Annotated in this window: 21 protein-coding genes; 16 read left to right on the top strand and 5 right to left on the bottom strand. The window is 69.6% G+C overall.

The genetic code is table 11. The annotated features are described in order from the left end of the window. Window positions 1–203 precede the first annotated feature (203 nt). Window positions 204–704, top strand: coding sequence for a DoxX family protein (locus tag QHF85_RS10775; RefSeq protein ID WP_281327034.1), 501 nt, complete (start codon window positions 204–206; stop codon window positions 702–704). Here QHF85_RS10775 and QHF85_RS10770 read toward each other — a convergent pair. Genes QHF85_RS10770 through QHF85_RS10760 form a run of 3 tightly spaced genes read right to left on the bottom strand, consistent with a single transcriptional unit; the run spans window position 635 to window position 4,746 of the window. Further along, complete coding sequence (locus QHF85_RS10770; protein WP_281327033.1) at window positions 635–3,367, bottom strand: M1 family metallopeptidase; 2,733 nt, start codon at window positions 3,365–3,367, stop codon at window positions 635–637. The two genes, QHF85_RS10775 and QHF85_RS10770, sit on opposite strands and share 70 nt — an antisense overlap. A 32-nt stretch (window positions 3,368–3,399) precedes the next feature. Next, the gene (locus tag QHF85_RS10765) at window positions 3,400–4,491 is read right to left on the bottom strand and encodes a hypothetical protein (protein ID WP_281327032.1); all 1,092 of its coding nucleotides are present in this window, start codon (window positions 4,489–4,491) and stop codon (window positions 3,400–3,402) included. A 33-nt stretch (window positions 4,492–4,524) separates the two neighbouring features. Then, window positions 4,525–4,746: a DUF350 domain-containing protein gene (locus QHF85_RS10760; RefSeq protein ID WP_281327031.1), complete on the bottom strand. Its 222-nt coding sequence runs from the start codon at window positions 4,744–4,746 to the stop codon at window positions 4,525–4,527. 110 nt (window positions 4,747–4,856) lie between these two features. On the opposite strand from QHF85_RS10760, the gene QHF85_RS10755 reads away from it, so the two are divergent. From QHF85_RS10755 to QHF85_RS10740, 4 genes are all read left to right on the top strand, one after another. After that, window positions 4,857–5,669: an alpha/beta fold hydrolase gene (locus QHF85_RS10755; RefSeq protein WP_281327030.1), complete on the top strand. Its 813-nt coding sequence runs from the start codon at window positions 4,857–4,859 to the stop codon at window positions 5,667–5,669. A gap of 57 nt (window positions 5,670–5,726) precedes the next feature. After that, a complete protein-coding gene (locus tag QHF85_RS10750; RefSeq protein WP_281327029.1) occupies window positions 5,727–5,957 on the top strand; it encodes a DUF378 domain-containing protein in 231 nt (76 codons plus the stop codon). 123 nt (window positions 5,958–6,080) lie between these two features. After that, window positions 6,081–8,180 carry an EGF domain-containing protein gene (locus QHF85_RS10745; protein WP_281327028.1) on the top strand — a complete coding sequence of 700 codons (2,100 nt, stop codon included), beginning with the start codon at window positions 6,081–6,083 and terminating at the stop codon, window positions 8,178–8,180. Between the two features lie 42 nt (window positions 8,181–8,222). After that, window positions 8,223–9,026: a fibro-slime domain-containing protein gene (locus QHF85_RS10740; RefSeq protein WP_281327027.1), complete on the top strand. Its 804-nt coding sequence runs from the start codon at window positions 8,223–8,225 to the stop codon at window positions 9,024–9,026. A 3-nt stretch (window positions 9,027–9,029) separates the two neighbouring features. On the opposite strand, the gene QHF85_RS10735 is transcribed toward QHF85_RS10740, so the two are convergent. Next, on the bottom strand, window positions 9,030–10,631 hold the full coding sequence (locus QHF85_RS10735; RefSeq protein WP_281327026.1) for a DUF2007 domain-containing protein: 1,602 nt from the start codon (window positions 10,629–10,631) through the stop codon (window positions 9,030–9,032). Between the two features lie 98 nt (window positions 10,632–10,729). Between QHF85_RS10735 and QHF85_RS10730 the strand changes: the two genes are divergently transcribed. Beyond that, window positions 10,730–11,833, top strand: a complete 1,104-nt coding sequence (locus tag QHF85_RS10730; RefSeq protein WP_281327025.1) for a hypothetical protein — start codon at window positions 10,730–10,732, stop codon at window positions 11,831–11,833. Between the two features lie 7 nt (window positions 11,834–11,840). Continuing rightward, the gene (gene deoD, locus QHF85_RS10725; protein WP_281327024.1) at window positions 11,841–12,575 is read left to right on the top strand and encodes a purine-nucleoside phosphorylase; all 735 of its coding nucleotides are present in this window, start codon (window positions 11,841–11,843) and stop codon (window positions 12,573–12,575) included. A gap of 27 nt (window positions 12,576–12,602) precedes the next feature. Here deoD and QHF85_RS10720 read toward each other — a convergent pair whose 3' ends face one another. Continuing rightward, window positions 12,603–13,667, bottom strand: coding sequence for a hypothetical protein (locus QHF85_RS10720; RefSeq protein WP_281327023.1), 1,065 nt, complete (start codon window positions 13,665–13,667; stop codon window positions 12,603–12,605). A gap of 120 nt (window positions 13,668–13,787) precedes the next feature. Here QHF85_RS10720 and QHF85_RS10715 point away from each other — a divergent pair, with 120 nt between their 5' ends. The 9 genes from QHF85_RS10715 to QHF85_RS10675 all read left to right on the top strand — a co-directional run bounded on the left by QHF85_RS10715 (window position 13,788) and on the right by QHF85_RS10675 (window position 23,352). Next, window positions 13,788–14,390: a hypothetical protein gene (locus QHF85_RS10715; protein ID WP_281327022.1), complete on the top strand. Its 603-nt coding sequence runs from the start codon at window positions 13,788–13,790 to the stop codon at window positions 14,388–14,390. Between the two features lie 104 nt (window positions 14,391–14,494). After that, window positions 14,495–15,286: a hypothetical protein gene (locus tag QHF85_RS10710; protein WP_281327021.1), complete on the top strand. Its 792-nt coding sequence runs from the start codon at window positions 14,495–14,497 to the stop codon at window positions 15,284–15,286. Between the two features lie 98 nt (window positions 15,287–15,384). After that, complete coding sequence (locus QHF85_RS10705; protein ID WP_281327020.1) at window positions 15,385–16,146, top strand: CDP-alcohol phosphatidyltransferase family protein; 762 nt, start codon at window positions 15,385–15,387, stop codon at window positions 16,144–16,146. Between the two features lie 334 nt (window positions 16,147–16,480). Further along, entirely contained in the window at window positions 16,481–18,265 is a 1,785-nt protein-coding gene (locus QHF85_RS10700; protein WP_281327019.1) for a hypothetical protein, read from the top strand. A gap of 74 nt (window positions 18,266–18,339) precedes the next feature. After that, complete coding sequence (locus tag QHF85_RS10695; protein ID WP_281327018.1) at window positions 18,340–19,233, top strand: hypothetical protein; 894 nt, start codon at window positions 18,340–18,342, stop codon at window positions 19,231–19,233. Between the two features lie 107 nt (window positions 19,234–19,340). Beyond that, window positions 19,341–20,531 carry a PQQ-dependent sugar dehydrogenase gene (locus QHF85_RS10690; protein ID WP_281327017.1) on the top strand — a complete coding sequence of 397 codons (1,191 nt, stop codon included), beginning with the start codon at window positions 19,341–19,343 and terminating at the stop codon, window positions 20,529–20,531. A 60-nt stretch (window positions 20,532–20,591) separates the two neighbouring features. Beyond that, window positions 20,592–21,278 carry a DNRLRE domain-containing protein gene (locus tag QHF85_RS10685; RefSeq protein WP_281327016.1) on the top strand — a complete coding sequence of 229 codons (687 nt, stop codon included), beginning with the start codon at window positions 20,592–20,594 and terminating at the stop codon, window positions 21,276–21,278. Continuing rightward, the gene (locus tag QHF85_RS10680; RefSeq protein WP_281327015.1) at window positions 21,275–22,285 is read left to right on the top strand and encodes an ABC transporter ATP-binding protein; all 1,011 of its coding nucleotides are present in this window, start codon (window positions 21,275–21,277) and stop codon (window positions 22,283–22,285) included. Before QHF85_RS10685 ends, QHF85_RS10680 begins: the two co-directional genes overlap by 4 nt. Then, the gene (locus QHF85_RS10675) at window positions 22,282–23,352 is read left to right on the top strand and encodes an oligopeptide/dipeptide ABC transporter ATP-binding protein (RefSeq protein ID WP_281327014.1); all 1,071 of its coding nucleotides are present in this window, start codon (window positions 22,282–22,284) and stop codon (window positions 23,350–23,352) included. Before QHF85_RS10680 ends, QHF85_RS10675 begins: the two co-directional genes overlap by 4 nt. Window positions 23,353–23,380: the final 28 nt, after the last annotated feature.

Below are 23,380 nucleotides of genomic sequence, written 5' to 3'. Positions count from 1 at the left end.
CGTCAAACGATCATGGTCGGTTTTTCCGTCCGCCCGAGACGGCGACAACGGAAAAGAACTCCAGCGAGGTGAACCATGAATGCTTCAAACCGGCGAGGGCACAGCCCCGGGACCCTTCCCCTTCGCGGGGATATTGAGATTTGCGCCGGCGAGATTCGCGCGGACGCTTGACGGCGCCCGCCGGGCGCTCGAAAACAGGGCGAATGGCCCCCGCCGATCGCCCCACCGAACCCATCACGCCCGCGCCGCCCGAGAGTCGCTTGAAGGTCGCTCTCCGCGTCCTGCTCGCCCTGGCCATGATCGGCGTGGGCATCCTGCATTTCACGTCCCCCGAACCCTTCGTGCGCATCGTCCCCGCGGCCCTGCCCGCGCCGCTCGCGCTCGTGTACGTGAGCGGCGTGGCGGAGATCGCGGGGGGCGTGGGCCTGCTCGTCCCGCGGCTCCGGCGCGCGGCGGGCATCGGCCTCATTGCGCTTTACGTCGCGGTGTTTCCCGCGAACATCAACATGGCGATCCACGGGATCCAGGTCGGCGACGAGCCCCTGCCGCAATGGGCGCTCTGGGCGCGGCTCCCGTTCCAGATCGTGTTCATCGCCTGGGCCTACTGGGTCGGCGTTCGTTCGCGCGGCATCGATCAGCGCGGCCCGAGCCCGAGCTTCTTCCGCAGCCGCGGCGTCTCCCGTTCCCGCACGGAAATGCATTGATTCGCCTGCTCTTCGAGCGCCGCGAGCTTCCGCGGATTCACGGAAGCCGTCTCGAAGATCGCCTTGAAGACCTTGAGCGCGTCGTCCCGCGTCACCGGGTCACACGCCTCGCCCACGGCGCTCGAGAGCTCGAGCAGGAGGCTGCCGCCGAACCGCGGCGCGAGCTCGGGGCCCCGCGCGCGGATCCACCCGAGCGACGTGGATAACGTCTCCGGCGCCCGCGCCGACTCGTGAAATGCACGGGCGAACTCGTGCGCCCTAAGCTCGCCGGCCCGCGCGATGTCGAGGCCCCGGCCGAGCTCCGCCGGATCGCCGATCCGCCCGATCGCCCGCGCCGCGATGACCCGCTCCTCCGGCGTCGCCGCCAGCCGCACCGCGTCCCGCAGCGCTTGCAGCCGCTCGTCGCCCCCGCTCCGCGCGGCCACGAGCAGCGCGACCCCCGTCGTGTCCGCGTCGATCGCGCGCGGATCGTCGAGGTACGCCGTCGCGCGCGAGGCCGCCTGCCGCAGCGTCCACGGGTCCTCCGCGAGCACGCCGAGCGCTTCGAGCACGGCCACGCGCGCGAGCCGCGTGGCTTCATCGTCCTGCTTGCGCGTCGCCCACCCGAGCTCCTTGCCGAGCGGCAGAAAGAGCGTCCCGACGAACCGACCGAGCGCCTCGCGCGACCCCGAGTCCGGCAGCACCACGCGGATCCACCGCAGGCTCTCCGTCATCTCGGCGAGCACCGCGGGGTGCCGCTCTCCGCGCAGCGAGGCGAGCAGCTCGAGCAGCGCGTCCGCCCCGAGCTCCCCGCTCCGCACGAGCCCGAGCGCGTTCGCCACGAGGCCCACGCGCTCGGTCGGCGAGAGCTTCTTCGCGACCTTCGCGAGCGCGTCCCAAGAGGCGCGCGGCAACGTGAACCGGTAGTAGCCGCGCTCGTCCGCGTTCGGATGGATCCACGCAGGGCAGCCGCGCCGCGGCAGCTCCAGCGTCAAGCGATCGGAGAGCAGCCCGCACACGGGCGCCGTCCCGCCCTCGTACGCGACGCACGCGGGCACGACGAACGCCCGCGCGTCCTCGCCGTTCGCTCCTGCACGCGAGGCCGGCGGGGTGAGCGCGAGCGCGACGCGGGGCGGTTTGTCCGCTTCGCAGGCGAGCTCGGCGCGCACGAAGGGCACGCCCGTGCGTTCGAGGAACGGGCGCGCCACGGCCGCGACGTCCTTGCCCGACGCTTCGGCGAGCGCGGCGAGCAGGACGTCCGTCGAGGCCGTGCCGTGCGCGTGCGCGGACGTGTGCGCGGCGAGGCCCTTCTGCATCACGTCCTGCCCGAGCCACCCTTCGAGCATGCGCATGAGGCTCGCGCCCTTCTCGTAGGTGATCGCGTCGAAGATCTCCTCGGCATCGGCCGCGCTCACCACGGGCGCGCGCACGGCCCGCGACGAGGGCAGCTCGTCGAGCTTCATCGCGAGGTGTTTGTCGCGCACGGCGAACGCGGCGGCGCTCGTGTCCTTCGTGATCGTGTCGACGACCTTCGCCGTCATCCACGTCGCGAGCCCCTCGTTGAGCCAGAGATCGTCCCACCACGGCGGCCCGACGAGGTTGCCGAACCACTGGTGCGCGAGCTCGTGCGCCACGATCGACGTCATCTCCTGCAAGCCCACCGCCGAGGCCGCGTCCGGGTCGAGCAGTGCGAGATCCTCGCGGAACGTGAGGAGCCCCGGGTGCTCCATCGCCGCGGCCATGAGATCCGGCACCGCCACGAGATCGAGCTTGCGGTACGGATACTCCCGGCCGAAGAAGCCCGCGAGCACCGCGAGCTCGCGCGCCGCCGTGTCGAGCACGAGCTCGCCGAGCTTCGACTTGCCGCGCGTCGTCACGAGGCGCAGGCGCACGGGTTCTTTTTGACCACCAACGGTCGTCTTCGCCTCGCGGATCTCGAACGGCCCCACCGCGAGCGCGACGAGGTACGTCGGGAGCGGCTCGGTCGTGGCGAACGTGAACGTCTCGTGCGCGGCGTCCGGCGAGGCCTTCCGGCCGGTCTCCGGCGCGTTCGACAGCGCGAGCTGGCCCTTCGGCACCGTCACCTTCACGTCGAACGGCACCTTGAAGCCGGGCTCGTCGAAGCACGGAAAAACCCGCCGCGCGTCCACGGGCTCGAACTGCGTGAAGGCGTACGACGCGCCCGCGTCCTCGACGCGGAACAGGCCCGCCGTGCCCTCGCCGAAGGGCGCGACGTAGGTGATCTCGATCGACGCGCGCCCCGCGGGGAGCGGCGCATCGAGCGCGAGCACGAGCTCGTCCGAGCTCTTCTGCCCCGCGCTCGGCCGCGTCGAGATCCGCGCCGCGCGCCGCTCGCCGCTCACGATCACCTGCACCCGCCGGAGCTCGAGGTCGGCCGCGTGCAGCACCACGTGTGACGTCGGACGCGGGATCTCCACGTCGATCGTGACCTCGCCCGTGAAGCGCGGCTCCTTCGGGTTCACCCACAACGAGAGCGCGTACCGGAGCGGCCGCGCCGTGTCCGGCAGGCGGCCGTTCGCGAGCGGCGCGGGGGCCTTGGGCGCCTGCGCGGTGGGCTCGCGCGTGGGCTCGACGCGGAGGACCGGCGCGTTCGGGATGCAGCCTGCGAGGGCGACGACGACCAGGGGCAGGACGAGCCTCGCGCCGCGGGACCGAGCAAGCATCGATCGAACGTTCGCCGCGCGGCGTGGCCCGGTCAAGCGGCAGGATCCGGCGCGCCCCGGAACCCGAGCGCCCGCGCCTGCGCCGGGCCCGTGTCCTTGCGACGCCAGAGCACCGCGTCGAGCACGTAATGCGTGGCCTGCGGCAGCGCGAGCAGAGGCACGACGAGGGCGCGCGCCGAGGGGCCGAGCAGCGGCGCCTCGCGCATCCCGCCGAAGAGCGAGGGTCTGTCATGCCAGACCAGCCGATCCCAGAGCGCCTCCTCGGCGAACGCGAGCGCGAGCGCCGCCGCCGCGAACGCGAGCACGCCGCCCGCCACGATCCGCGCGACGAGCCCCGCGGGCGCCTCCCGCGCCCTCTCGCGCATGTACGCCCAGAGCAGCGCCATGTACGGGATCCCGTGCACGAGCACGTTCGTCACGGTGAACTGGAAGTCCGAGTTCGTCGCGACGATCCCGGAGAACCACGTGATCGCCGTCGTCGCCACCACGAGGTGTTTGCCCGGGTTCCGCGGCCCGCCTCGCCGCGCGACGAAGACGGCGCGCGCGGCGTACGCGACGAGCAGCGCGGCCCAGACGATCCCCGCGGGCACGACGAGCGCCCCGAGCCATGGCGCGGTCACGAAGTCGTCCTCGACGAACCACCGGAACGCGCGGGGCAGGTGCGCGTGCCAGTAGAGCAGCGGGAAGCAGGTCGACGCGTAGATCGTGGCGTCGTCGAGGAGTCGCCCGTGCCGCGAGCGTTCGCCGGCCCGCGCGCGGTAGATCGCCACCCAGCCCGCTTGTTGCCGCACGAAGTGCAGCACGGCCACGTACGCGAGCACGCGCCAGAAGAGCCGCTCGGACGTGGCGTGGAGCCACGCGCCCGCGGCCCAGCACGCGAGCGGCGTGGCGACGTAGAGCGCGCGGCGTTTCCGGAGCTCCTCGCGATCGAAGTACGTCCGGAAGAACGTCGTGTGGACGTGCGCGACGTCGACCGCGAGCACGAACGTGATCCACCCCCAGAGCGGCAGCGCGCCCTCGTCGCTCAGCGCGGGCGCGAGCGCGGCGAGCACGAGCGCGAGCGCCGCGGACCCTCCGAAGACGGCCACGTCGACGCGCGCGCCCCAGATCCAGGGCCCGTTCACGAGGCGCTCGGGGACCTCCCTCGGTGACGCTCGCTAACCGTGGATGGCGGCGGCGATGATCCAGGACAGGCCGAGGATCACCGAGCCGATCACGATCGCCAGTGCGGTGTTCTGGTCCTCCTCGATCTCCTTGCGGATCGAGAACGGCGTCACCTTCGTGATGATGACGAACGCCACGGCGAAGACGACGAGCCCGATCGTGACGAAGATCAGCGTGGCGAGTGAGGCCTTGATCAGCTGCGAAATATCGAGCATCGATGCTCTCCCGAGGGCCCGGAGGGGCCGTGCCGGCAGGGTAGTGGAAGATGGGCCCGGCTGGGAAGCCTCGACGTCGCGGGCGGAAGCGGCTACCTCCACGGATCACCATGGGCATGGCGCGGATCGGCGACGTCGACCTCCATTACGACATCTTCGGCGAGAGCGGTCCGGCCGTGCTGCTCGTGATGGGCCTCGGCTCGCGCGGGGACAACTGGACGCCCATTTCGCGGGCCCTCGCCGGGCGCGGCTACCGCGCGATCCAGTTCGACAACCGCGACGTCGGCCGATCCTCGCGTTTCCCCGGCGGGAGCTACGACATCGCGGACATGGCCGGCGACGCCGTGGGCCTGCTCGATCACCTCGGGATCGCCGAGGCGCGGCTCGTCGGCATTTCGATGGGCGGCATGATCGCGCAGGAGCTCGCCGTGCGTTTCCCCGAGCGGCTCTCGCGCCTCATGCTCATCGCGACCTGGCCGGGCGGGGACCTCGCGCGCAAACCCGAAGGCGCGGTCCTCTCCGAGCTCGCCGCGCTCGCCCGCGGCGGTGATCGTGCGGCATCCGAGGCGCGCCTCGGCGCCTTTTATCGCGCCATCACGGGGCCATCGTTTGTCGAGAAGAACCGCGAGCTCCTCGACATGGCCGTCGCGTTCGCGCTCGAAGGCGCGCCCGAGGAGGAGGGGCTCATGCGGCAGATCCAGGCGATCAGCAGGTTTTCCATCGGGGATCGCCTCGGCGATGTCCGCGCCCGGACGCTCGTCCTGCACGGCGACGCCGATCCGCTCATTCCGTTCGAGAATGGCGAGCTCATCGCGCGGCGCATCCCGGGCGCGAAGCTCCGCGCGCTTCGCGGCGTGGGGCACCTCGTGCCGCTCGAGGCCCCGCTCGAGACCTACGGGGCGCTGCTCGATTTTCTATCCTGAGATGGCTCGGCTCGCCTGGGCGGATCGCTGGTCCGTCCCATGCATCCCGGGTCTCGCATGGTAGATACGCGCACGGATGGGATGTCGGGGCTCGCGTGGGTGGCGATGGTCCTCGTGATCGTCGGCGCCTTCAACTGGGCGCTCGTGGGGCTCTTCCAGTGGAACCTCGTGGCCGCCCTTTTCGGCGTGGATTCGGCGCTCACGCGTATCGTGTACGTGCTCGTGGGCCTCGCGGGTCTGTATTTGATTTTCCTCTCGACGCGGCTCGTGCAACGGCCAAGAGCTTGACGGATCGGCGGGGCCCCAATCGCCCGTGATCCCACACGAAAATGTCTGGACAAGTGAGGCTGTCCAGGTTTATGCCCGACGTTTGCGCGCTGCACGATGAGCAGCCCGTGAGGAGGTCGGAGCATGCGTGGTGGGATTCGGGCGATCGGCGGAATCTTGCTCCTCGGGGTCCTATCGGGCGCAGCCGCGGGCTGCGGCGACGATCCAGGGACGGCGACCACGACGGGGACGGGCGGCCGAGGCGGCCAGGGTGGCCAGGGCGGCGACGCGGGCCAGGGCGGTCAAGGCGGCGGCCAGGGCGGGGAGGGCGGCCAAGGCGGCGCGGGCGGTAGCAGCGTCGTTTGCGGCGACGGCGTGGTCGAGGGCGACGAGGGGTGTGACGACGACAATACGGCCGATGCGGATGGCTGTTCGGCCCAATGTTCCACCGAAGAAGGATGGAGCTGCTCCGGCGAGCCGAGCAAATGCGTGTCGAGCTGCGGCGACGGGCTGATCGTCGGCGCGGAGGCGTGTGACGACGGCAATACGGCGGACGCGGACGGCTGCTCGGCCCAATGCTCCATCGAAGCAGGATGGAGTTGCTCCGGGGAGCCGAGCACGTGCGCGACGGGCTGCGGCGACGGGCTGATCGCCGGCACGGAGGCGTGCGACGACGGCAATACGGTCGACGCGGATGGCTGCTCCGCGGCCTGCGCGCTCGAATCCGGCTGGGATTGCGCGGGGACGCCGACCGTGTGCACGGACCTCGACGAGTGCGCGCTGAATACGGACAACTGCCACGCGAATGCGACCTGCACGAACACGCCGGGCTCGTTCGCCTGCGCCTGCGACATGGGGTATGCGGGCGACGGCGTCACGTGCATGGAGGTCGACGAGTGCGTGCTCGGCACGGCCAACTGCGACGCGAACGCGACCTGCATGAACACGCCCGGCTCGTTCACCTGCGCGTGCAACATGGGATACGTCGGTGACGGCGTCCTGTGCATGGACGTGGACGAGTGCGCGCTGAATACGGACAACTGCCACGCGAGTGCGACGTGCACGAACCTGCCCGGCTCGTTCACGTGCGCGTGCGACATGGGATACGCCGGCGACGGCATCGTGTGCACGGATCTCGACGAGTGCGCGCTCGACACGGACAACTGTCACGCGAATGCGAAGTGTTCGAACACGCCGGGTTCGTTCACCTGCGCGTGCAACATGGGATACGCGGGCAACGGCGTCATGTGCACGGACGTGGACGAGTGCACCGTCGGCACGGACGATTGTGATCCGAACGCGGCCTGCGCGAACCAGCCCGGCTCCTTCTCTTGCGCCTGCAAGCAGGGTTTTACCGGCAATGGCAAGACGTGCACGTCCGTCTGCGGCGACGGCCTCGTCGTCGCGGGCGAGGGGTGCGACGACGCGGGCACGACGTCGGGCGACGGGTGCAGCGCGACCTGCCAGGTGGAGCTCGGGTATGGCTGCACCGGCGCGCCGAGCGTGTGCGCGCCGCTCTGCGGCGATGGGATCCTCCTCGGCGGCGAGAAATGCGACGACGGGGACGCCATGGGCGGCGACGGGTGCAGCGCGCTTTGCAAGGTCGAGCCGTACTTCCGGTGCAAGGGAACGCCGAGCACCTGCACGCGCATCAAGATCGCGTATGCCCCGTCGACGAGCGACTCCGCGTCGTATCGCTCCGCCATCGCGGCGATCACGGGCGGCACGGTGACGTACGTCGATCCCCGCTCGTCCACGCCCTCGCTCGCGACGCTGAACACCTACGATTGCGTGCACACCTGGGTCAACGAGGCGTATGCCAACGCGACGACGTTTGGCAACAACCTCGGCGATTTCGTGGACGCGGGCGGAAACGTCGTCCTCGGCGTCTTCTCGACGTACACGAGCAACATCTCGCTCGCCGGCAAGATCATGACCGCCCCGTATTCGCCCGTGGTTTCGCCGACCGGGGACAACCGCTACGCCGCGTCGAGTTATTCGGGCAATGGCACGACGTTCCTGCACAGCGGCGTCTCGGCCTATGCTTCGACCTACCGCGACATCCTCATCCTGCAAGGAGCCGGGATCATCGACGGCACCTATGTCGACGGCGAGATCGCGCAAGCGTACCGTCCCGACTTCAAGGTCGTTTACTCGAATGGCACGGGTCACCCGGGCATGCTCGGCACCGGCGACTGGGCGCGGCTCGTGGCGAACGGCTGCGCGGTCGGCTTCCTCCAGTAAAATCGATTGATTTCCCCCTGGGCCGGGGGGACGATGATCGTCATGGCGACGATCGTTCGTGGGCTCCTCCTGGCCCTCCTGGCAGGCTGCGGCGCGCGCACCGAGCTGCCCGTCTGCCAGGTGGAGGGGCAAACACGTGAATGCGAGACCATTTGCGGCAAGGGCCTGGAGACGTGCGTCTTCGGGCACTGGGAGGGCTGCACGGCGCCGAGGCCCTCCACCACGCTCCCCCTCGCCGCCACGATCCGCGATTTCAGCGCGACGCACCCCGATTTCGAGGAGCCCGCGATCGGGCTCGATCTCGGGATCGTCCAGACGAACCTCGGCAGCGACGGCAAACCCGTCTATGCCGGGAGCCCCACCACGCCCACGACGAGCGGCCAGGCGAATTTCGACCCATGGTACCGCGACGTCTCCGGCATCAACGCGGCGACGTCGTTCACGATCGAGCTCGCATCGGGCCCGGGCGCGCCGAATTTGTACCAGTTCAACGCGCCCGACTTTTTCCCGATCGACGGGCAGCTCCTCGGCAACGAGGGCAACCCGCACAATTTCCACTTCACGCTGGAGATGCAGATCCCATTCCGGTACGTCGGCGGCGAATCCCTCACGTTCCGCGGCGACGACGACCTCTGGGTCTTCATCAACGACAGGCTCGCCATCGACCTCGGGGGCGTGCACGCGACCGAGAGCCGGACGATCCTCCTCGACGAGCAGGCCGATTCCCTCGGGATCACGAAAGGCGAGGTGTTCCCCTTCGCGCTCTTCTTCGCCGAGCGGCACACGTCGGGCTCGAATTTTCATCTGGAGACGACGATCGCCGAATTCGACATCTGCCCGAAGTGACGGTCACGCCGTCGCTTCGTCCTCGGCCGGCTTCGTCTTGCGTTTCTTCTTTTTCGGCGCCGCGGGCCCCTCGGGTTCGTCCTTACGAACCTCCGCGGGCGGGAGCTCGCCGAGCAAGATGTGCCGCACGATCCGCGTCGCGTCCTCGGCGCGGGATGCGGGGACCATGATCTCGATAGGGACGAACGGGTGGGCGAAGCGCGCCATCGTTCGGTAGAGGATGCCGCGCAGGTGGACCGGAATTCCCTCGCTGCGAAGGAGGGCGGCGACCATGTCGGCGGCGAAGACGCGATGCTCCGGCCAAACCGAGACGAGCTCTTCTTCGATTTGCATGCGGGCGCGGACCTCGGCGACGAAATCGAGGACGAGCATGGTCACGAGCGGTAGGAAATGGGAGCTCGCCCCCGGGCCGGCGTCCACGAACAAGGGCAGGCCCACGATGATACAGAGCGGCAAGATGCTCCGGCCGAGCGACGCGAGGACCTCGGAATCCCCCTCGTCGAGCGGGCGGCTCTTCGGCGAGAATTCCCGCACGCGGCGCCACAACGCCTCGCGCGCCGTCGGCGTTTGGAATCCCCATCCGAAGACCACGACGAGCGCGGCCGTGAGGACGAGCTGGACGACGAGCGACGCGCCGTCGCGCTTGAAATACCAGACCACGGCTTCGTAGGGGATGAGGCCAATCTTCGACGACGTCAGGAGAAGCGAGCCCACGGTTGCGAGGATGAGCAACGGCGCGATTCCGGAGGCCGGAAGCCTGAGCGGCGTCGGAGCTGCGCCCACCGACCCGGCACCCCGACGATAAGGTTCCGCGCCGGCCGCCCGCGCGTGCGTGTGTTCATCCCGCCGAGCAGGCCAGCGCGCGCACGCGAGGGTGGTGACCACGAGCACCGCTGGAATGGCCAAGATGGGGGCCCATTCCGCGGCCGAGAGCGGTTCGCGGAGCAGCCCTTCGAGGATCTCGCCTTCGGTGACGAGCCATGGAACGAAGAAGAGCAGGGCATACCCATTGCCGAGGCCGCGCCGCGTGACCCACGCCGCGAGCAGCACGAGCAGGCTCGTTCCGGCGAGCAGGCTGGCCACCGTGACGAGCGGGGACGCGCCGAACTGCCATGCACCGAGCCACACAGAGATGCCCCAGGCCTGGACGAGCGCGAACACCATTGCGAGGAGAACCGTGGCGCGCCCGAGCTTCTCGCGGCGCTCGGGGCCCGCGTGGCGGAGTGGGCGCAGAGCGGGGACGAGCCAGGCGACGATCTCGACGAGCTGCGCCGCGACGATGACGGGCAGCAGGCCGAGCGCGAACACGCTCACGTTGACCAGCGACACTTTGGAGGGCAGGGCGCTCGTATCGATGCCGGGCAGCGGCACGAGCCTCGGCCCGGCGATCGCGACGGCGAGCGCCACCACCGTCACCAAGATCCGCGAGGTGAAACCTTTCGGCAGCGTGCGCGCTGCGGGCTCCCCCGAGGGCGGTGCATAATACGCGGGCCCGTCCACGAGCTCCGCGCCGCAATCGGCGCAGTCCGATCGCTCCACGTCGTATTCGGCCGGCGTTCCGGTGCGCTGTCGATGCGAGCACGCGACGTTCGGACAAAATTTCATGACGCCCCTCGGCGCGAGCATCCGCGTCCGTCACCCCGGCGTCAACCCCTTGTTCCCGGCGCCGTCTGCACGTAGCCTGGGACGAGCGAGGGTGAGCGATGCGGCGACGAATGCTTCACGGGGTGGCGCTGGTTTGTCTTTTCACGGGCGCGGTTTCCGGCTGCGGGGGTGATCCCGCGCCTTTGCCCGTCGATCCCCAAACGAACCCCGACGAGGGGCCCACCGAGGGCAACCCGGACGGCGCCTGCGCCGTGCCGGCCGAGGCCCAGGCGGCGGACACGTCGAATCCGACCCAGGTCGTCGGCAATGGGACGAAGGAGAGCTGCACGTCGGACGCGTTCGTCGACGCCGTGGCGAAGGGCGGCATCATCACGTTCGATTGCGGCCCGGATCCGGTGATCATCACGCTCGATCGCACGGCGAAGATCTTCAACGACACCGGTCCGGAGATCGTGATCGACGGCGGCGGGAAGGTCACGCTGAGCGGCGCGGGCGCGCGGCGCATTCTCTACATGAACACGTGCGACGAGGCGCAACACTGGACCACGCCGATGTGCCAGAACCAGGACCACCCCCGGCTCACGGTGCAAAACCTGACGTTCGTCGACGGCAATGCGACGGGCGAGGATCCGGACGGCGGCGGCGCGATCTTCGTGCGGGGAGGGCGCTTCAAGGTGGTGAACAGCCGCTTCTTCAACAACGTCTGCGATGAGGTCGGCCCGGACGTCGGGGGCGGCGCGATCCGCGTGCTCAGTCAATACGAGGGGCTGCCCGTGTACGTCGTGAACAGCACGTTCGGCGGGAGCGAGAAGCTCGGCAACGTCTGCTCGAACGGCGGCGCGCTGAGCAGCATCGGAGTCTCGTACACGGTCCTGAACAGCTTGATGTCCCACCAGCGCGCGATCGGCAACGGCGCGAACCCGGCGAAGGACGGGACGCCGGGCGGCGGCAGCGGCGGCGCCATTTACAACGACGGCAATACCTTCACGCTCACCGTCTGCGGGACGAAGATCACGGAGAACCACGCGAACGAAGGGGGCGGCGCCATCTTCTTCGTCAGCAACGACCTCACGGGCACGCTCGTCATCCAGGACTCGGTGCTCTCGAAGAACCCGAGCCTCGGCTTCGAGACCCCGGGTTATCCCGGCATCTTCGTGCTCGGGAACGGGGACCCGCAGGTCACGAACTCCACCCTGGAATGATCGAGCCATGTCCACCATTCACATCTCCGCAGCGCCCGGCGATTTCGCCGACGTGGTCCTGATGCCGGGGGATCCCCTCCGCGCCCGTTACATCGCCGAGCGATTCCTGGAGCAGCCGCGCGAGGTGACGGCCGTGCGCAACATGCTCGGGTTCACGGGCCAGTACCAGGGGCAGCGCGTCTCGGTCATGGGGCACGGGATGGGCATCCCGTCGATCTCCATTTATGCGACGGAGCTCATTCGCCATTACGGCGTGCGTGTCCTCATCCGGGTCGGGAGCTGCGGCGGGCTGCGGCCGGAGGTCGACCTGAAGGACGTGATCGTCGCCCTCGCCGCGGGCACGGATTCGCGCGTCAATCGCCACCGCTTTCTCGACCACGATTTCCCGGCGGTCGCAGATTTCGAGCTCGCCCGGCGGGCGATGGAGCTCGCCGCGCGCCGGGGCCAGCCGGTTCGGGCGGGCTCCGTGTTCAGCTCGGACCTGTTTTACATGCCGGATGTCGCGCGGCTGCACGAGACGCTCGTGCGCATGGGCATGCTCGCGATCGAAATGGAAGTGGCGGGCCTTTATGGCGTTGCTGCCGAGCAGGGCGCGCGGGCGCTCGCGCTCCTGGCGGTCGCGGATCACCTGCCGACGGGCCGCTCGCTCTCCTCCACGGAGCGCGAGAGGAGCTTCGACGAGATGATCGGGCTCGCGCTGGAGCTCGGGGCTGCCGAGGCCGCGGCCGTCGCGCCGCGGTAGGCCTGGCCCGAGGTCGCGTCGACGACATCACCCAGGTGGCCGCACCACGAGGGTGTAAAGCACGGACAGGTCGTTCTGCAGGTCCATCGCGTCCTCGCCTTGATCCCAGCCGAGGACGCGGCCGATCGCCCGAATGGCCTCGGTGTCGTCCCGATCGAATTCGCGCACCTCGAAGCCCGCGGCCGCGAAGGCCTCGCGCGGGAACGGGGAGCGGCCGTCGGACCAGGGCACGAAGGGTTTGTCCGGGGGCGTCGGGGCCGGGCAGATGTTGTAGACGAGGAAAAACCCTCCGGGGCGCAGGCGCTCGAAGACGGCGCCGAGGAACGCCGCGTCGTCCACGCCGAGCCGGATGAGCTTGCTCTCGTCCGCGGGCCTGTCCGGGTGGATGTATCCCTTCTTGAGGACGTTTTTCGAGACAATCACGTCGAACGGCCCGGCCGCGGCCGCCCGGATCTCGGGATCGCCGGGAAAGCTCCCGGAGAGGAGGCGCAGCGAGCCGGCCGCGCCCGAGAGGCCCGGGATCACGCCTTGATCACCGGGCGCGCCGTAGAGCACCGGCAGGAGCGGATCGACGTCCACGCCGACCGCATGCACGCCGAGGCTCGCGAGCATCCGGAGGTGCCCCGCGCCGCCGTACCCGAAATCGAAGAATCGTGATCCGGGCGGGAGCGTGGCCCCGGCCTCGCCGAGGATGTCGAGCGCGCGCGTATACGCGAGCGGCGAGCCATACCGCGTGTTGTAATAAAACTCCTCGTCGACCGGCAGCGGCTTGAAGGCGTCGCGGTCCGGCACCCGCGACAAACCTTCCGCGTCGACGACGCGCTTCTTTTCGGCGTCGCGGTAGAGCGTGCGGGGCGCGATGGCCGGGAGCGACGGCGCGGCCGCGAGGAAGCGGCGCGCGAGATCCGAGTGGACGAGCGGCGCGAGTTTCGGCGCGTCGGCGCGGATGCGCGCCACGCCCTGCGAAGCGTCGGCATGCGCAGCGTGCGCGGGCGCGCGGGACGGCTCGCGTGGAGCGGCGCCGCCGCAGGCCGGAAGGACGACGGGGATCGAGAGAAGGACGGCGAGGGGGAGCCCGGTGCGCGTCGACATGAAGCCGGCGTAGCAGGGGCGGCCGGGCGAATCAATGCGGGAGGCGCGGCCCGCGCGCGCCGATCCTCGTTGACCGAGCGCTTTGCCGACGTTACCGTGGCCGCCGAGCGAGGTCCTTGGATGAATGGGGCGGAGCGCAAGGAGGAGGACGTTGCGAGCGAGCAGGAGCTCGAGGTCCTCCTCGGCGAGTACGGGGCGCTGAAATCCGAGCAGAGCGCGCGGATCGGTTTTCGTGACAACCTGCTTTACGTGACCGTCGGCGCGGTCGGCGCCGTGACGAGCGTGGCGCTCGGCGGCTTCGGCGGGGGCGGCGGCCCGATGTACGCGGCTTTCCTCGTCGTGCCGTGGGTGACGGCCATCCTCGGCTGGACGTACCTCGTGAACGACCAGAAGATCACCGCGATTCGAATGTACGTGGAGGACGAGCTCGGCAAGCGCGTCAAGCTCCGCGCGAGGGCGCGGCAGGCGCTCTTCGGGTGGGAAGGTTTTCACCGGCGCGACGGGCGGCGCAAGCTGCGGAAGTGGATCCAGCTCGTGATCGACCTGCTCACGTTCGTGCTTTCGGGGATGACCGCGATCGCGGCGTACATGCTGCACGTGCCTCCGGACAAACGGGAGGGTCCCGTCTGGGCGCTCGTGCTCGCGGAGTCCATTCTGCTCGTGCTGCTCGGGATCCTGTTCATCGATTCCGCGCGGGAGGCGTCCCGGCCGAAGCCCCGGTGATTGTCATTTTTTCCGGGCCCGCCGTCCGCGGGGCGCGCTCCCGGACAACGTGGCAATCGACGAAGGCGCGGGAATCGCGTTCCCGTGGACTCGTTTCTCCCGGCGTGAAAAGACTCAAAGAACGGGTGACCGAGGCGATCGAGGTGTCGGTCTGGGTCGTCGAGAAGATGGCCTCCTTCGTCCTCGTCAATGTCCTGATACCCGCCTTCATCGTGTTCCTCTTCGCGCCGGGGCTCGGCGTCATGTACGCCTGCAAGCGGTGGGTCCTCTCCGTCCCCGATGGGATGTCCTGGTATCCGACCGCGTTCGGCGGGCTCTTCATCGGGGTGTACCTGCTCCCGATCTCCCTCGTGAAAGGCACCTTCGCCCGCCGCCGCTCCTCGCGCGTCGCGCGCGCGAAAGAGGTCCCCGTGGGCGAGGCGCGGCCCCATGAATTCGTGGCGATCGACGCCTGGGTCGTGAGCGGTCGCCCGATCGAGCCTCGCGAGCCCGTGAAGGAGGGGGCCGACGAATGGGTCAACTATCCGCTGGTCCTCGCGGACGCGAGCGGCGACGTGCTCCGCGTCGAGCGCTCGGATGGCGCGGATGGGCCGATCGACGAGGGCACGCGCCATTATGGCGTGGTCCGGGTCGGGCATCGCGTCGTCGCCGTCGGCGAGGTCCGCCGCGACGAGCCGCATGGGTCCCTGTACCGGCTGCCCGCCCGCGGCGCGCGGCTCGTGCGCGGCGAGGCGCCCCACTTCTGCGTGCGTGAAGCCGACCTCGCCACCGTGGTCGAACAGATCCGCCACGGCGAGACATCCCCGGCCTGGGGCATCTTCTCGCTCGCGCTGCTGGTGCTCGGAATCGGCTCGATGATCGGGGCCCAGTCCGCAGCTCCCCCGTGGTTTCCCTGAAGGGCCACTGCGAAGCATTTTGCGCACCGCGCCGCATCGACGTGGATCGTGTAATGGCTTTTGACGCGGCGCCCCGGACGGATGTACCATCCCACGCCGTGCCGCCGCTTCGTTACTTCGTACCCAATGGGTTCACCGGGCTTTCGCTTCTCCTCGGCCTCGGCTCCGTCGTGATGAGCTCGGAGGGCAATTTCCGCCTCGCGGCGTGGATGATCCTCTGGGGCGTCCTGCTCGACAAGCTCGACGGCAGCGCCGCGCGCTTGCTCAACGCCACGAGCAAGTTCGGCGTCGAGTTCGACAGCTTCGCCGACTTCGTGGTCTTCGGCATCGCCCCGGCGGCGCTCGTGTACTTCCGGCTTCTGCCGCTCGGGCCGATGCTCGGCTGGGAGAAACACGCGCTCCTCGCGACGTCGGGCCTCTACGCGCTCGCGCTCTCCGTGCGCCTCGCGCGCTTCAACGTGACGACGGGCGGTGAAGGCATCTTCTACGGCCTGCCCGGCACGTTGATGGGCGCCATCGTCGCCTCGGCGTACCTCACCTGGGACAAGTACGGTTTGCCCGAGCGCATGCTCATCGTGAGCCCCGCCGTGCTCGTGATCGCCGCGGGCCTCATGGTGAGCACGGTCCGCTTGCCGAAGCTGAAGCTCGGCAAGAACAAGGTCTTCAAGGCGTTCACCGTGTGCAACGTCGTCGGGGCGTACCTGTGCGGGCCGCTTCGGATCCTGCCGGAGTACCTGCTCGGTATCGCCCTGATCTACACCCTGGGTGGGGTCGCGTATTGCCTGATGAACCCGAGCGCAGGCCTCGACGCCGAACCCGAGTCGGCTCCCGAGCCGGCCACCACCGAGCGCCTCGCCTGACTTTCCCGCGTTTTCGTGCATGCACGGCTCGCGAGGCGAGCGCTGCGTGCCCCTCCGTCACGGAAGCCGCGCCCCATCGACCACGCCGTCCGCCTGCGATGCCCCGGGCGCGGCGCTTCTGACAACGTCACCATTGCCATCATCCGGGACGCGACGTCATAGCTCCGGGCGCAACGCTCGTGTGAGCTGTCTCACTTTTTGGTGGTCGCGAAGCTTCTCCCCGCTATCCTCTCCGATAAGCTGCGTGCATGCCCTGGCGTGTCGCCGGGGCGAAAAGCGCAAATGATGGCTTGGCTCGCGGGTGCTGCGCGCCTCGCGATTCAGGGAGGTTGACATGAGTACCATCGGTGCTCCGGCGGACGGGCTACGATCTATCCACCGCTCGATACCCCCGTATCTCTCGATGCTCGTGCTGCTCGGCGTGGCCGCCTGTGCCCCGTCGGAGGAATCTGTACAACTCGAAGAGGGCGCGGAGGCGGTCGGCGCGAAGTCAGCGGACAAGACACCGGTCGTCAACGTCGACCGCTCGTTGATCATCACGGATCTGCCGACGCTGGAAGCCAAAGACTCGCGCGGCAACTTCATCTTCTCGCTGGAACGAGTGCTCAATCAGCTCGCGGCCACCAGCGGGCCGAACCCGGGCGGCCTCGACGCCGCGAAGCTCTATCAGCGGATCTTCGATACGAACAACACGAAGGCCGGGGGCTTCGTGCCCGACGGTCAGCACTGCGACGACCAGAAGGACGCCATTGGAAGAGCGGTGCTGAACGGCGTCCCGATCGATTGTCCGAGGCAGGAGGGCGCGCTCGCGGATCTCTCGAAGCACAACCCGTTCTGCAGCGGCCCGGGCTGCGATCCCTACACGCCGCTCGCCCTCGTCAATCGATTCGATCTGGCCCCGTCCAACGGGCAGAACTGCGGCCAGTACCGCATGATCTTCGCCAAGGGCTTCCAGCGCTCTCCGCTCGAGACGGCTGGCAATCAGCTCATCGGCAACCGCAACCTCCTCATTTTCGAGTCGGTCCTGCCGAACCCGAAGCCGCATCAAGGGCTGAAGGGCTGCTCCAAGCTGGTGCAGTTCTGGGCCGGCCTCACGGAGATGAACGACGCGGCGAAGCGGGCCGAGGAGCTCGATCGCTTCTTCTTCAAAGGTGTCGGGGGCTTCGCGGCGGCCCTTCGGTGGGAGCATTTCTCGGGGGACTGGGATCCGCAGACGGGCGAGTTCCTGAGCGGCCAGATCCGCGCCAACCAGTTCCTGAACGACCAGGCCGGCGGCGGGCTCGGGCAGCCGTGGCAGCTGCGCGAATACCATTTGCGTCGAAGCTGCTCCGGCAATGGCCCGAAGCAGAATTGCAAGCCCGACGTCCGGATGGACCCGACCCTGGTCAACCCGGATGCCCGTCTGTTCGACGATACCAACTTGAGCGCGCTGGCGCTCTCGTTCCGCGATCCGAACAACCCGAAGGGTTTCATCAGCCAGATCCCCGAGCTCGCGCGGGCCGACCTGAACCGGCTCAACATGAACAAATTGGGCCGGGAGTACAACAGCGGGCAGAGCACGTCGCAACCGTCGCTCGTGGCCGGGGGCCCGCCCGTGGTCAACGACACGAACTACTCCCTCTTCTTCAATGCCAACGGGGCCTTCGCACAGAGGATCCAGACCAAGCTCAACGCGATCAAGAGCACGCTCACGCCGACCCAGATCGTGCGCAGGGCCCAGTCCCAGGCCTGCGGCGGCTGCCACCAGCTGTCGTCGTCGACGGCGTCGATCTTCGGCGGTAATGCCCAGGCAAACCAGATCGGCGGCGGTTTCGTCTGGCCGGACCTGGCGCCGGGGCCGGAGATCGCGCCGGGCGTGCGGCCGCTCGCGTTCGTGCAGGTCTCCGACGCGGTCCTCGTGCCGTTGGCCACCGGGGTCAACTGCAATACGGCGTGCACCGCAGAGCCCGCCACCTGCCAGTGCGCGTGGGCCGTCTCGCCGGCGCTGCTCAACGGCTTCCTGCCGTACCGGCGCGACAACATGCTCGAATACCTGAAGGGCCTGGTGCCCGGCAACTCGCCGCCCGGACGGGATCGGGATGACGACGGCGACAGTGGCGGGCACGATCCCGGCTTCTGATCCCGCCGGCCCGTAAGCCCCCGGCAGAATTTCCCGCGATTTCCCCTCACGCCTGCGCTATCATGGGCTCGCCCATGCAGCGCCGCGCCCCGCTCTCGATCGCGACGATCGTGCTCACGTTCGTCGTTCTCCTCGCCGCGGCCCCCGCGTGGGCCAAGAGCAAGAAGAAGCCACCTCCGCCGCCGCTCGACGGCCAGACGCTCGATTACGCGTGGGACGGCAAGGACGTCGGGCATCCGGAGCGCGCCTGGCTCGGTCGGGCCTTCGTGCATCAAACGGCGCTCGCGGACGCGAACGCCAAGCGCCCGCTCCTGGTCTTCATCCACGGCCTGAACACCGAGCGCATCAAGTATCGCTGGATGGGCGGCGGAAACGAGGGCGACGTGCGACGCATCGTGGCCGGGCTCGTCGAGGCCGGGAAGATCCCGCCGGTGATCGTGGCCGCGCCGAGCTCGATCGTCCCCTCCGCCGTGACGAACGCCGTGACGAGCTGGCCCGCCTTCGACCTCGATCGGTTCGTCGAGGAGACAGGGAAAGCCCTCGGCGGCACGGCCAGCATCGATCCGAGCCGCATCCTCGTCGCCGCGCACTCGGGCGGCGGATGCAATGCGCGCGGCGGCATCGCCACCGCGATCCGCGGGAAAACGAAGGTGCACGCGGCGCTGTCGATCGACACGTGCATGCTGCCCGACATGGCGAAGGCGCTGGCGAGCGGCCGATCCGACATGCACGTGATCGTCTCGTGGCAGACGCTCTCGTGGGCGAAGCGGCCGTTTGGTGATTTTCGCTCGGTGTTCACGAAAGGCGTGGCCGAGAACCCCGCCGCGCCCGGGTTTCTGCGGGAGCTCGAGCACGTGCAGCCGCGCGAGCCCATGCCGCACGACGCAATGGTGGGCTTGACGCTCGGCCGGTGGCTCCCGATTCTCGTCCCCACAGGGAACGGGGCGGCCCCGAACCCGTCACCCTGATACGCCGCGGAACGGTCGTCGCAGGCCTCTCGCTTGCAAGCGCTGCCCCCATGGCGCGCGCCTGCCCGCAAGGACCCCTCCTCAGACGCCGGTACGGTCTCGCCGGGGTGGTGCTCGGGGTGGCGCTCGGCGCGCTCGGGGCCGGATGCTCGACGAGCGGCGCGCCGCGCCAGGACACGCGATGTACGCTCATTCCCGGGGGAAGCGCGGGGCCGGCCGGCGGGGCCGCTCTGAAGGCGGAGACTGTCGCGGACGGGCTCGAAGTGCCGTGGGGAATCGCCTTCCTGCCGAACGGCGACATGCTCGTGACCGAGCGACCCGGCCGCGTGCGGCTCGTGCATCAAGGCGGGCTCACGCCGCCGATTCTCGTTTTGCCCGTGGTCCAGGAAGGCGAGGGCGGGCTGCTCGGCGTGGCCGTCGATCCGAAATTCGCGCAAAATCGGTATTTTTACATTTACGTGACGGTGCGCGGGCCGGAGGGGCCCGAGAATCAGATCGAGCGATATCGGCTCGCCGACGACAGCGCGAGCGCGACGCGCGACAAGGTGCTCGTCACGGGGATCCCGGCGAATCGTTTCCACAATGGCGGTCGGCTGCGCTTCGGGCCCGACGAGATGCTTTATGCAGGGACGGGGGACGCGCAGCACCCGGATCTCGCGCGGGATCCGAAGAGCCTCGCCGGCAAGCTTTTGCGAATGACGCGGGACGGGGAGGTGCCCGGGGACAATCCCTTCCGCAAGAGCCTCGTGTACCTGAGCGGCGTGCGCAACGTGCAGGCGTTCGCATTCGCGCCGGGCGGCGAGGTGATCGTGGCGGATCACGGGCCGAGCGGGGAGATGGGCCGCGAGGGGCACGACGAGATCACGCGGGCGCGGGCGGGCGACGATCTCGGCTGGCCCACGTATTATGGGTGCGAGGTGGCGCTCGGCGTGACGGCGCCTTCGCTCGTGTTCGATCAAGCGACGCCGCCGGGCGGGGCCGTGCTTTACCAGGGGGACGCGATTCGCGAGTGGAAAGGGAGCCTGCTCGTAGCGACGCTCGGCTCGCAGCACCTGCACCGCGTGACGTTCGACCGGGAGGACCCGCGGCGCGTCGAGCATCACGAGGTGTATTTCCAGGGCGAGGGGCCGACGGGGCTCGGGCGGCTCCGGGACGTGGTGACGGGGCCCGAGGGGGCGATCTACGTGACGACGAGCAATTGCGACGGCCGCGGCGATTGCCCTCGCGACGGGGACAAGATTTACCGGATTACCCGCTGGTCCCCGCCGCCCGCGCCGCTGCCTTCGCCCGAGGGGTGACGTCTTTTTCGTTCCGTGGTGGGAGTGGGCGGGCACTTTTGCTAGGGTCCCGGGGCCGCCGTGTGGATCGCTCGCCCGCCTTTCGCCGTGCTCCTCGCCGCTTCGCTCCTCGGCTGCGTGCAGAGCCCTCCCGGCCCGCCGCTCTGCGCCGCGGACGTGCCTTGCGCGGCCGAGGGCGACGTCTGCGTGGTCGGCCGCTGTCGGCCCAAAAAAGATTCGGTCGTGGCCGCGACGGACGCGCGGCGCCTCGTGCTCTTCCCGGACGCCGTCGCGGTCGTCTCGTCGAAGGGGCCGAGCGGCGGCGGTAGCGCGCTGCCGGAGGTGGTCTCGCTCGGGCGAAGCGCGGCGGGCGATACGTCGCTGCTCTTGCACTTCGAGGTGCCCGTCGCCGAGGTGGGCGAGGTGTCGTCGGCGTTCCTCGTGCTGGACACGGCGACCGCGGCCGAGCCGCCGACGGAGCCAGTGGCGCTCTCGATCGCGCGGATCCTCGAGCCGTGGCGCGCCGATTTCGTCTCGTGGGGCCGGAGCCCGCGCCTCGACGTGGCCGAGAAGGCGGGCACCGTGGGCGTGACGTCGCCGAGCCCGGTGCGCCTCGACGTGACGCACCTGGTGCAGCGATGGGCGAAGCGTACGGGCGAGGAGCACGGGCTCGCGCTGCTGGCCGATCCGAACGATCCGCGCGGGATCACGTTCTCCCTCGGCGTGGTGGAGAAGCGGGGTCCGCGCCTCGAGGTCTACGTCCGGTGACGGCCCCGGAGCCGCTGCTCTCGATCCGCGACCTCGCCGTCTCGTTTGCGACCGCCGAGGGAACGCGCGTGCAGGCGCTCGACGGCGTCTCGTTCGACGTGCCGCAAGGCAAGACCGTGGGGCTCGTGGGCGAGTCGGGCTGCGGCAAGACGGCGACGGCGCTGTCGATCCTGCGGCTCTTGCCCACGCCGAGCGCGCGGATCGATCGCGGCGCGATCGTGTTCCAGGGCGAGGACCTCCTCAGGCTGCCGGAGCGCGCGATGCGGCAGGTGCGCGGCGGCAAGATCGGGATGGTCTTTCAGGAGCCGCTGACGGCGCTCACGCCGGTCTACTCGGTGGGCGCGCAGATCATGGAGGCGATCCGCCTTCACGAGCGCATGTCCCTCAAGGAAGCGAAGGACCGCGCGCGCTCGCTGCTCCACCGCGTGGGGTTTCCCCGGCCCGACGAGCGCTTCGACAGCTACCCGCACGAGCTCAGCGGAGGCATGCGGCAGCGGGTGCTGCTCGCGATGGCGCTCGCCGCGCCGCCGCGCCTGCTCGTCGCGGACGAACCCACGAGCGCGCTCGACATGGCGCTGCGCGCGCAGATCATGGCGCTGCTCGCCGATCAAGCGCGCGAGCTCGGGATGAGCTTGCTCGTGATCACCCACGACCTGCCGTTCGTCGCGGAGATCGCGCACGAGATCGTGGTGCTCTACGCGGGGAAGGTCGTGGAGACGGGGCCCCCTTCGCGGGTGCTCGGCTCGCCGCGGCACCCGTACACGAAGGCGCTCGTGCGCAGCGTGCCGCCCGCGAACTCGTTCCGGACGCGCGGCGAGAAGCGGAAGGCGCTGCCGACGATCGAAGGATCGCTGCCGGATCCACGGGGCGTGTCCCGTGGATGCGCGTTCGCGCCGCGCTGTCCCGAGGGGATGGATCGGTGCCGCGAGGAGGCGCCGCCGCTCGTCACGACGGCAGGTGCGCGCGACGCGGTCCGGTGTTTCCTGCACCAAGGAGGCGCGGCGTGAGCGGCGGACCGGACAAACCTCGCTCGGGCAAACCGCTGCTCCAGGTCGAGAAGCTCTCGGTGCTCTTCCCCGTGCGGCAGGGGCTCTTTCGCGCGCCGAAGTTCTTGCACGCGGTCGACGGCGTGAGCTTCTACATCCGACCGGGCGAGACGCTCGGGCTCGTCGGCGAGTCGGGCTGCGGCAAGAGCACGCTCGGGCGCACGGTGCTGCGCCTCGTCGAGCCCACGCTCGGGCGCGTCGTGTTCGACGGGCAAGACATCACGCGCCTCTCCGAGCGCGCGATCCGGCCGCTGCGCCGGCGCATGCAGGTCGTCTTTCAGGACCCGTACTCGTCGCTCAACCCGCGCATGACGGTGCGCGAGATCGTCGGCGAAGGGATCGCGGCGCTCCGGCTCGCGAAGACCACGCGCGAGGCCGACGAGACCGTGGAGGAGATGGTCGCGAAGGTGGGTCTCGGCCGCGAGGCGCTCGATCGCTACCCGAACGAGTTCTCGGGCGGACAGCGGCAACGCATCGCGATCGCGCGCGCCCTCGCGGTGCGTCCCGACTTCGTGGTCTGCGACGAACCCACGAGCGCGCTCGACGTCTCGGTGCAAGCGCAGATCCTGAACCTGCTCGAACGGCTGCAGGACGAGCTGTCCGTGAGCTACCTGTTCATCTCGCACGACCTGCGCGTGGTCGGCTACATGAGCCACCGCATCGCGGTGATGTACCTCGGCCGCATCGTGGAGATGGGGCCGGCGCGCGAGGTGGCGGAGCGGCGACTGCACCCGTACACGCGGGCGCTCTTCGGGGCGCTGCCGCGCGAGGACGGCGATCCGCGGCCGCGGCGCGTGCTCTGGGGCGAGCCGCCTGGCCCGCTCGAACCGCCGCGCGGGTGCGTCTTCCAGTCGCGTTGCCAGAAAGCCGAGAAGGGGCGCTGCGACGTCGAGGCGCCGGACCTCACGGAGATCGTGCCCGGCAGCCACCACCGCGTCGCGTGTTTCCACCCGGAAGCGAGCGAGGTGTCGGGGCCGCGCCCGAGCGCGAGGCCTTCGATCCCCGCGAGTCCACCAAGCGAAGGCTGAACGGAGAGGGGGTTCTACAGGCGTCGCG

The sequence above is a fragment of the Polyangium sp. 6x1 genome (assembly GCF_029946515.1).
Lineage (GTDB): Bacteria > Myxococcota_A > Polyangia > Polyangiales > Polyangiaceae > Polyangium.
Note: the sequence above shows the minus strand (reverse complement) of the source record. Positions and strands in the feature narration are given on the sequence as shown.

What these genes read in the sequence shown, in the direction of transcription:
- QHF85_RS10700 (WP_281327019.1), top strand. Translation starts at nt 16,481, where the DNA reads ATGAGTACCATCGGTGCTCCGGCGGACGGGCTACGATCTATCCACCGC.
- QHF85_RS10740 (WP_281327027.1), top strand. Translation starts at nt 8,223, where the DNA reads ATGGCGACGATCGTTCGTGGGCTCCTCCTGGCCCTCCTGGCAGGCTGC.
- QHF85_RS10735 (WP_281327026.1), bottom strand. Translation starts at nt 10,631, where the DNA reads ATGAAATTTTGTCCGAACGTCGCGTGCTCGCATCGACAGCGCACCGGA.
- QHF85_RS10755 (WP_281327030.1), top strand. Translation starts at nt 4,857, where the DNA reads ATGGGCATGGCGCGGATCGGCGACGTCGACCTCCATTACGACATCTTC.
- QHF85_RS10770 (WP_281327033.1), bottom strand. Translation starts at nt 3,367, where the DNA reads ATGCTTGCTCGGTCCCGCGGCGCGAGGCTCGTCCTGCCCCTGGTCGTC.
- QHF85_RS10720 (WP_281327023.1), bottom strand. Translation starts at nt 13,667, where the DNA reads ATGTCGACGCGCACCGGGCTCCCCCTCGCCGTCCTTCTCTCGATCCCC.
- QHF85_RS10730 (WP_281327025.1), top strand. Translation starts at nt 10,730, where the DNA reads ATGCGGCGACGAATGCTTCACGGGGTGGCGCTGGTTTGTCTTTTCACG.
- QHF85_RS10715 (WP_281327022.1), top strand. Translation starts at nt 13,788, where the DNA reads ATGAATGGGGCGGAGCGCAAGGAGGAGGACGTTGCGAGCGAGCAGGAG.
- QHF85_RS10750 (WP_281327029.1), top strand. Translation starts at nt 5,727, where the DNA reads ATGGTAGATACGCGCACGGATGGGATGTCGGGGCTCGCGTGGGTGGCG.
- QHF85_RS10760 (WP_281327031.1), bottom strand. Translation starts at nt 4,746, where the DNA reads ATGCTCGATATTTCGCAGCTGATCAAGGCCTCACTCGCCACGCTGATC.
- QHF85_RS10775 (WP_281327034.1), top strand. Translation starts at nt 204, where the DNA reads ATGGCCCCCGCCGATCGCCCCACCGAACCCATCACGCCCGCGCCGCCC.
- QHF85_RS10745 (WP_281327028.1), top strand. Translation starts at nt 6,081, where the DNA reads ATGCGTGGTGGGATTCGGGCGATCGGCGGAATCTTGCTCCTCGGGGTC.
- QHF85_RS10695 (WP_281327018.1), top strand. Translation starts at nt 18,340, where the DNA reads ATGCAGCGCCGCGCCCCGCTCTCGATCGCGACGATCGTGCTCACGTTC.
- deoD (WP_281327024.1), top strand. Translation starts at nt 11,841, where the DNA reads ATGTCCACCATTCACATCTCCGCAGCGCCCGGCGATTTCGCCGACGTG.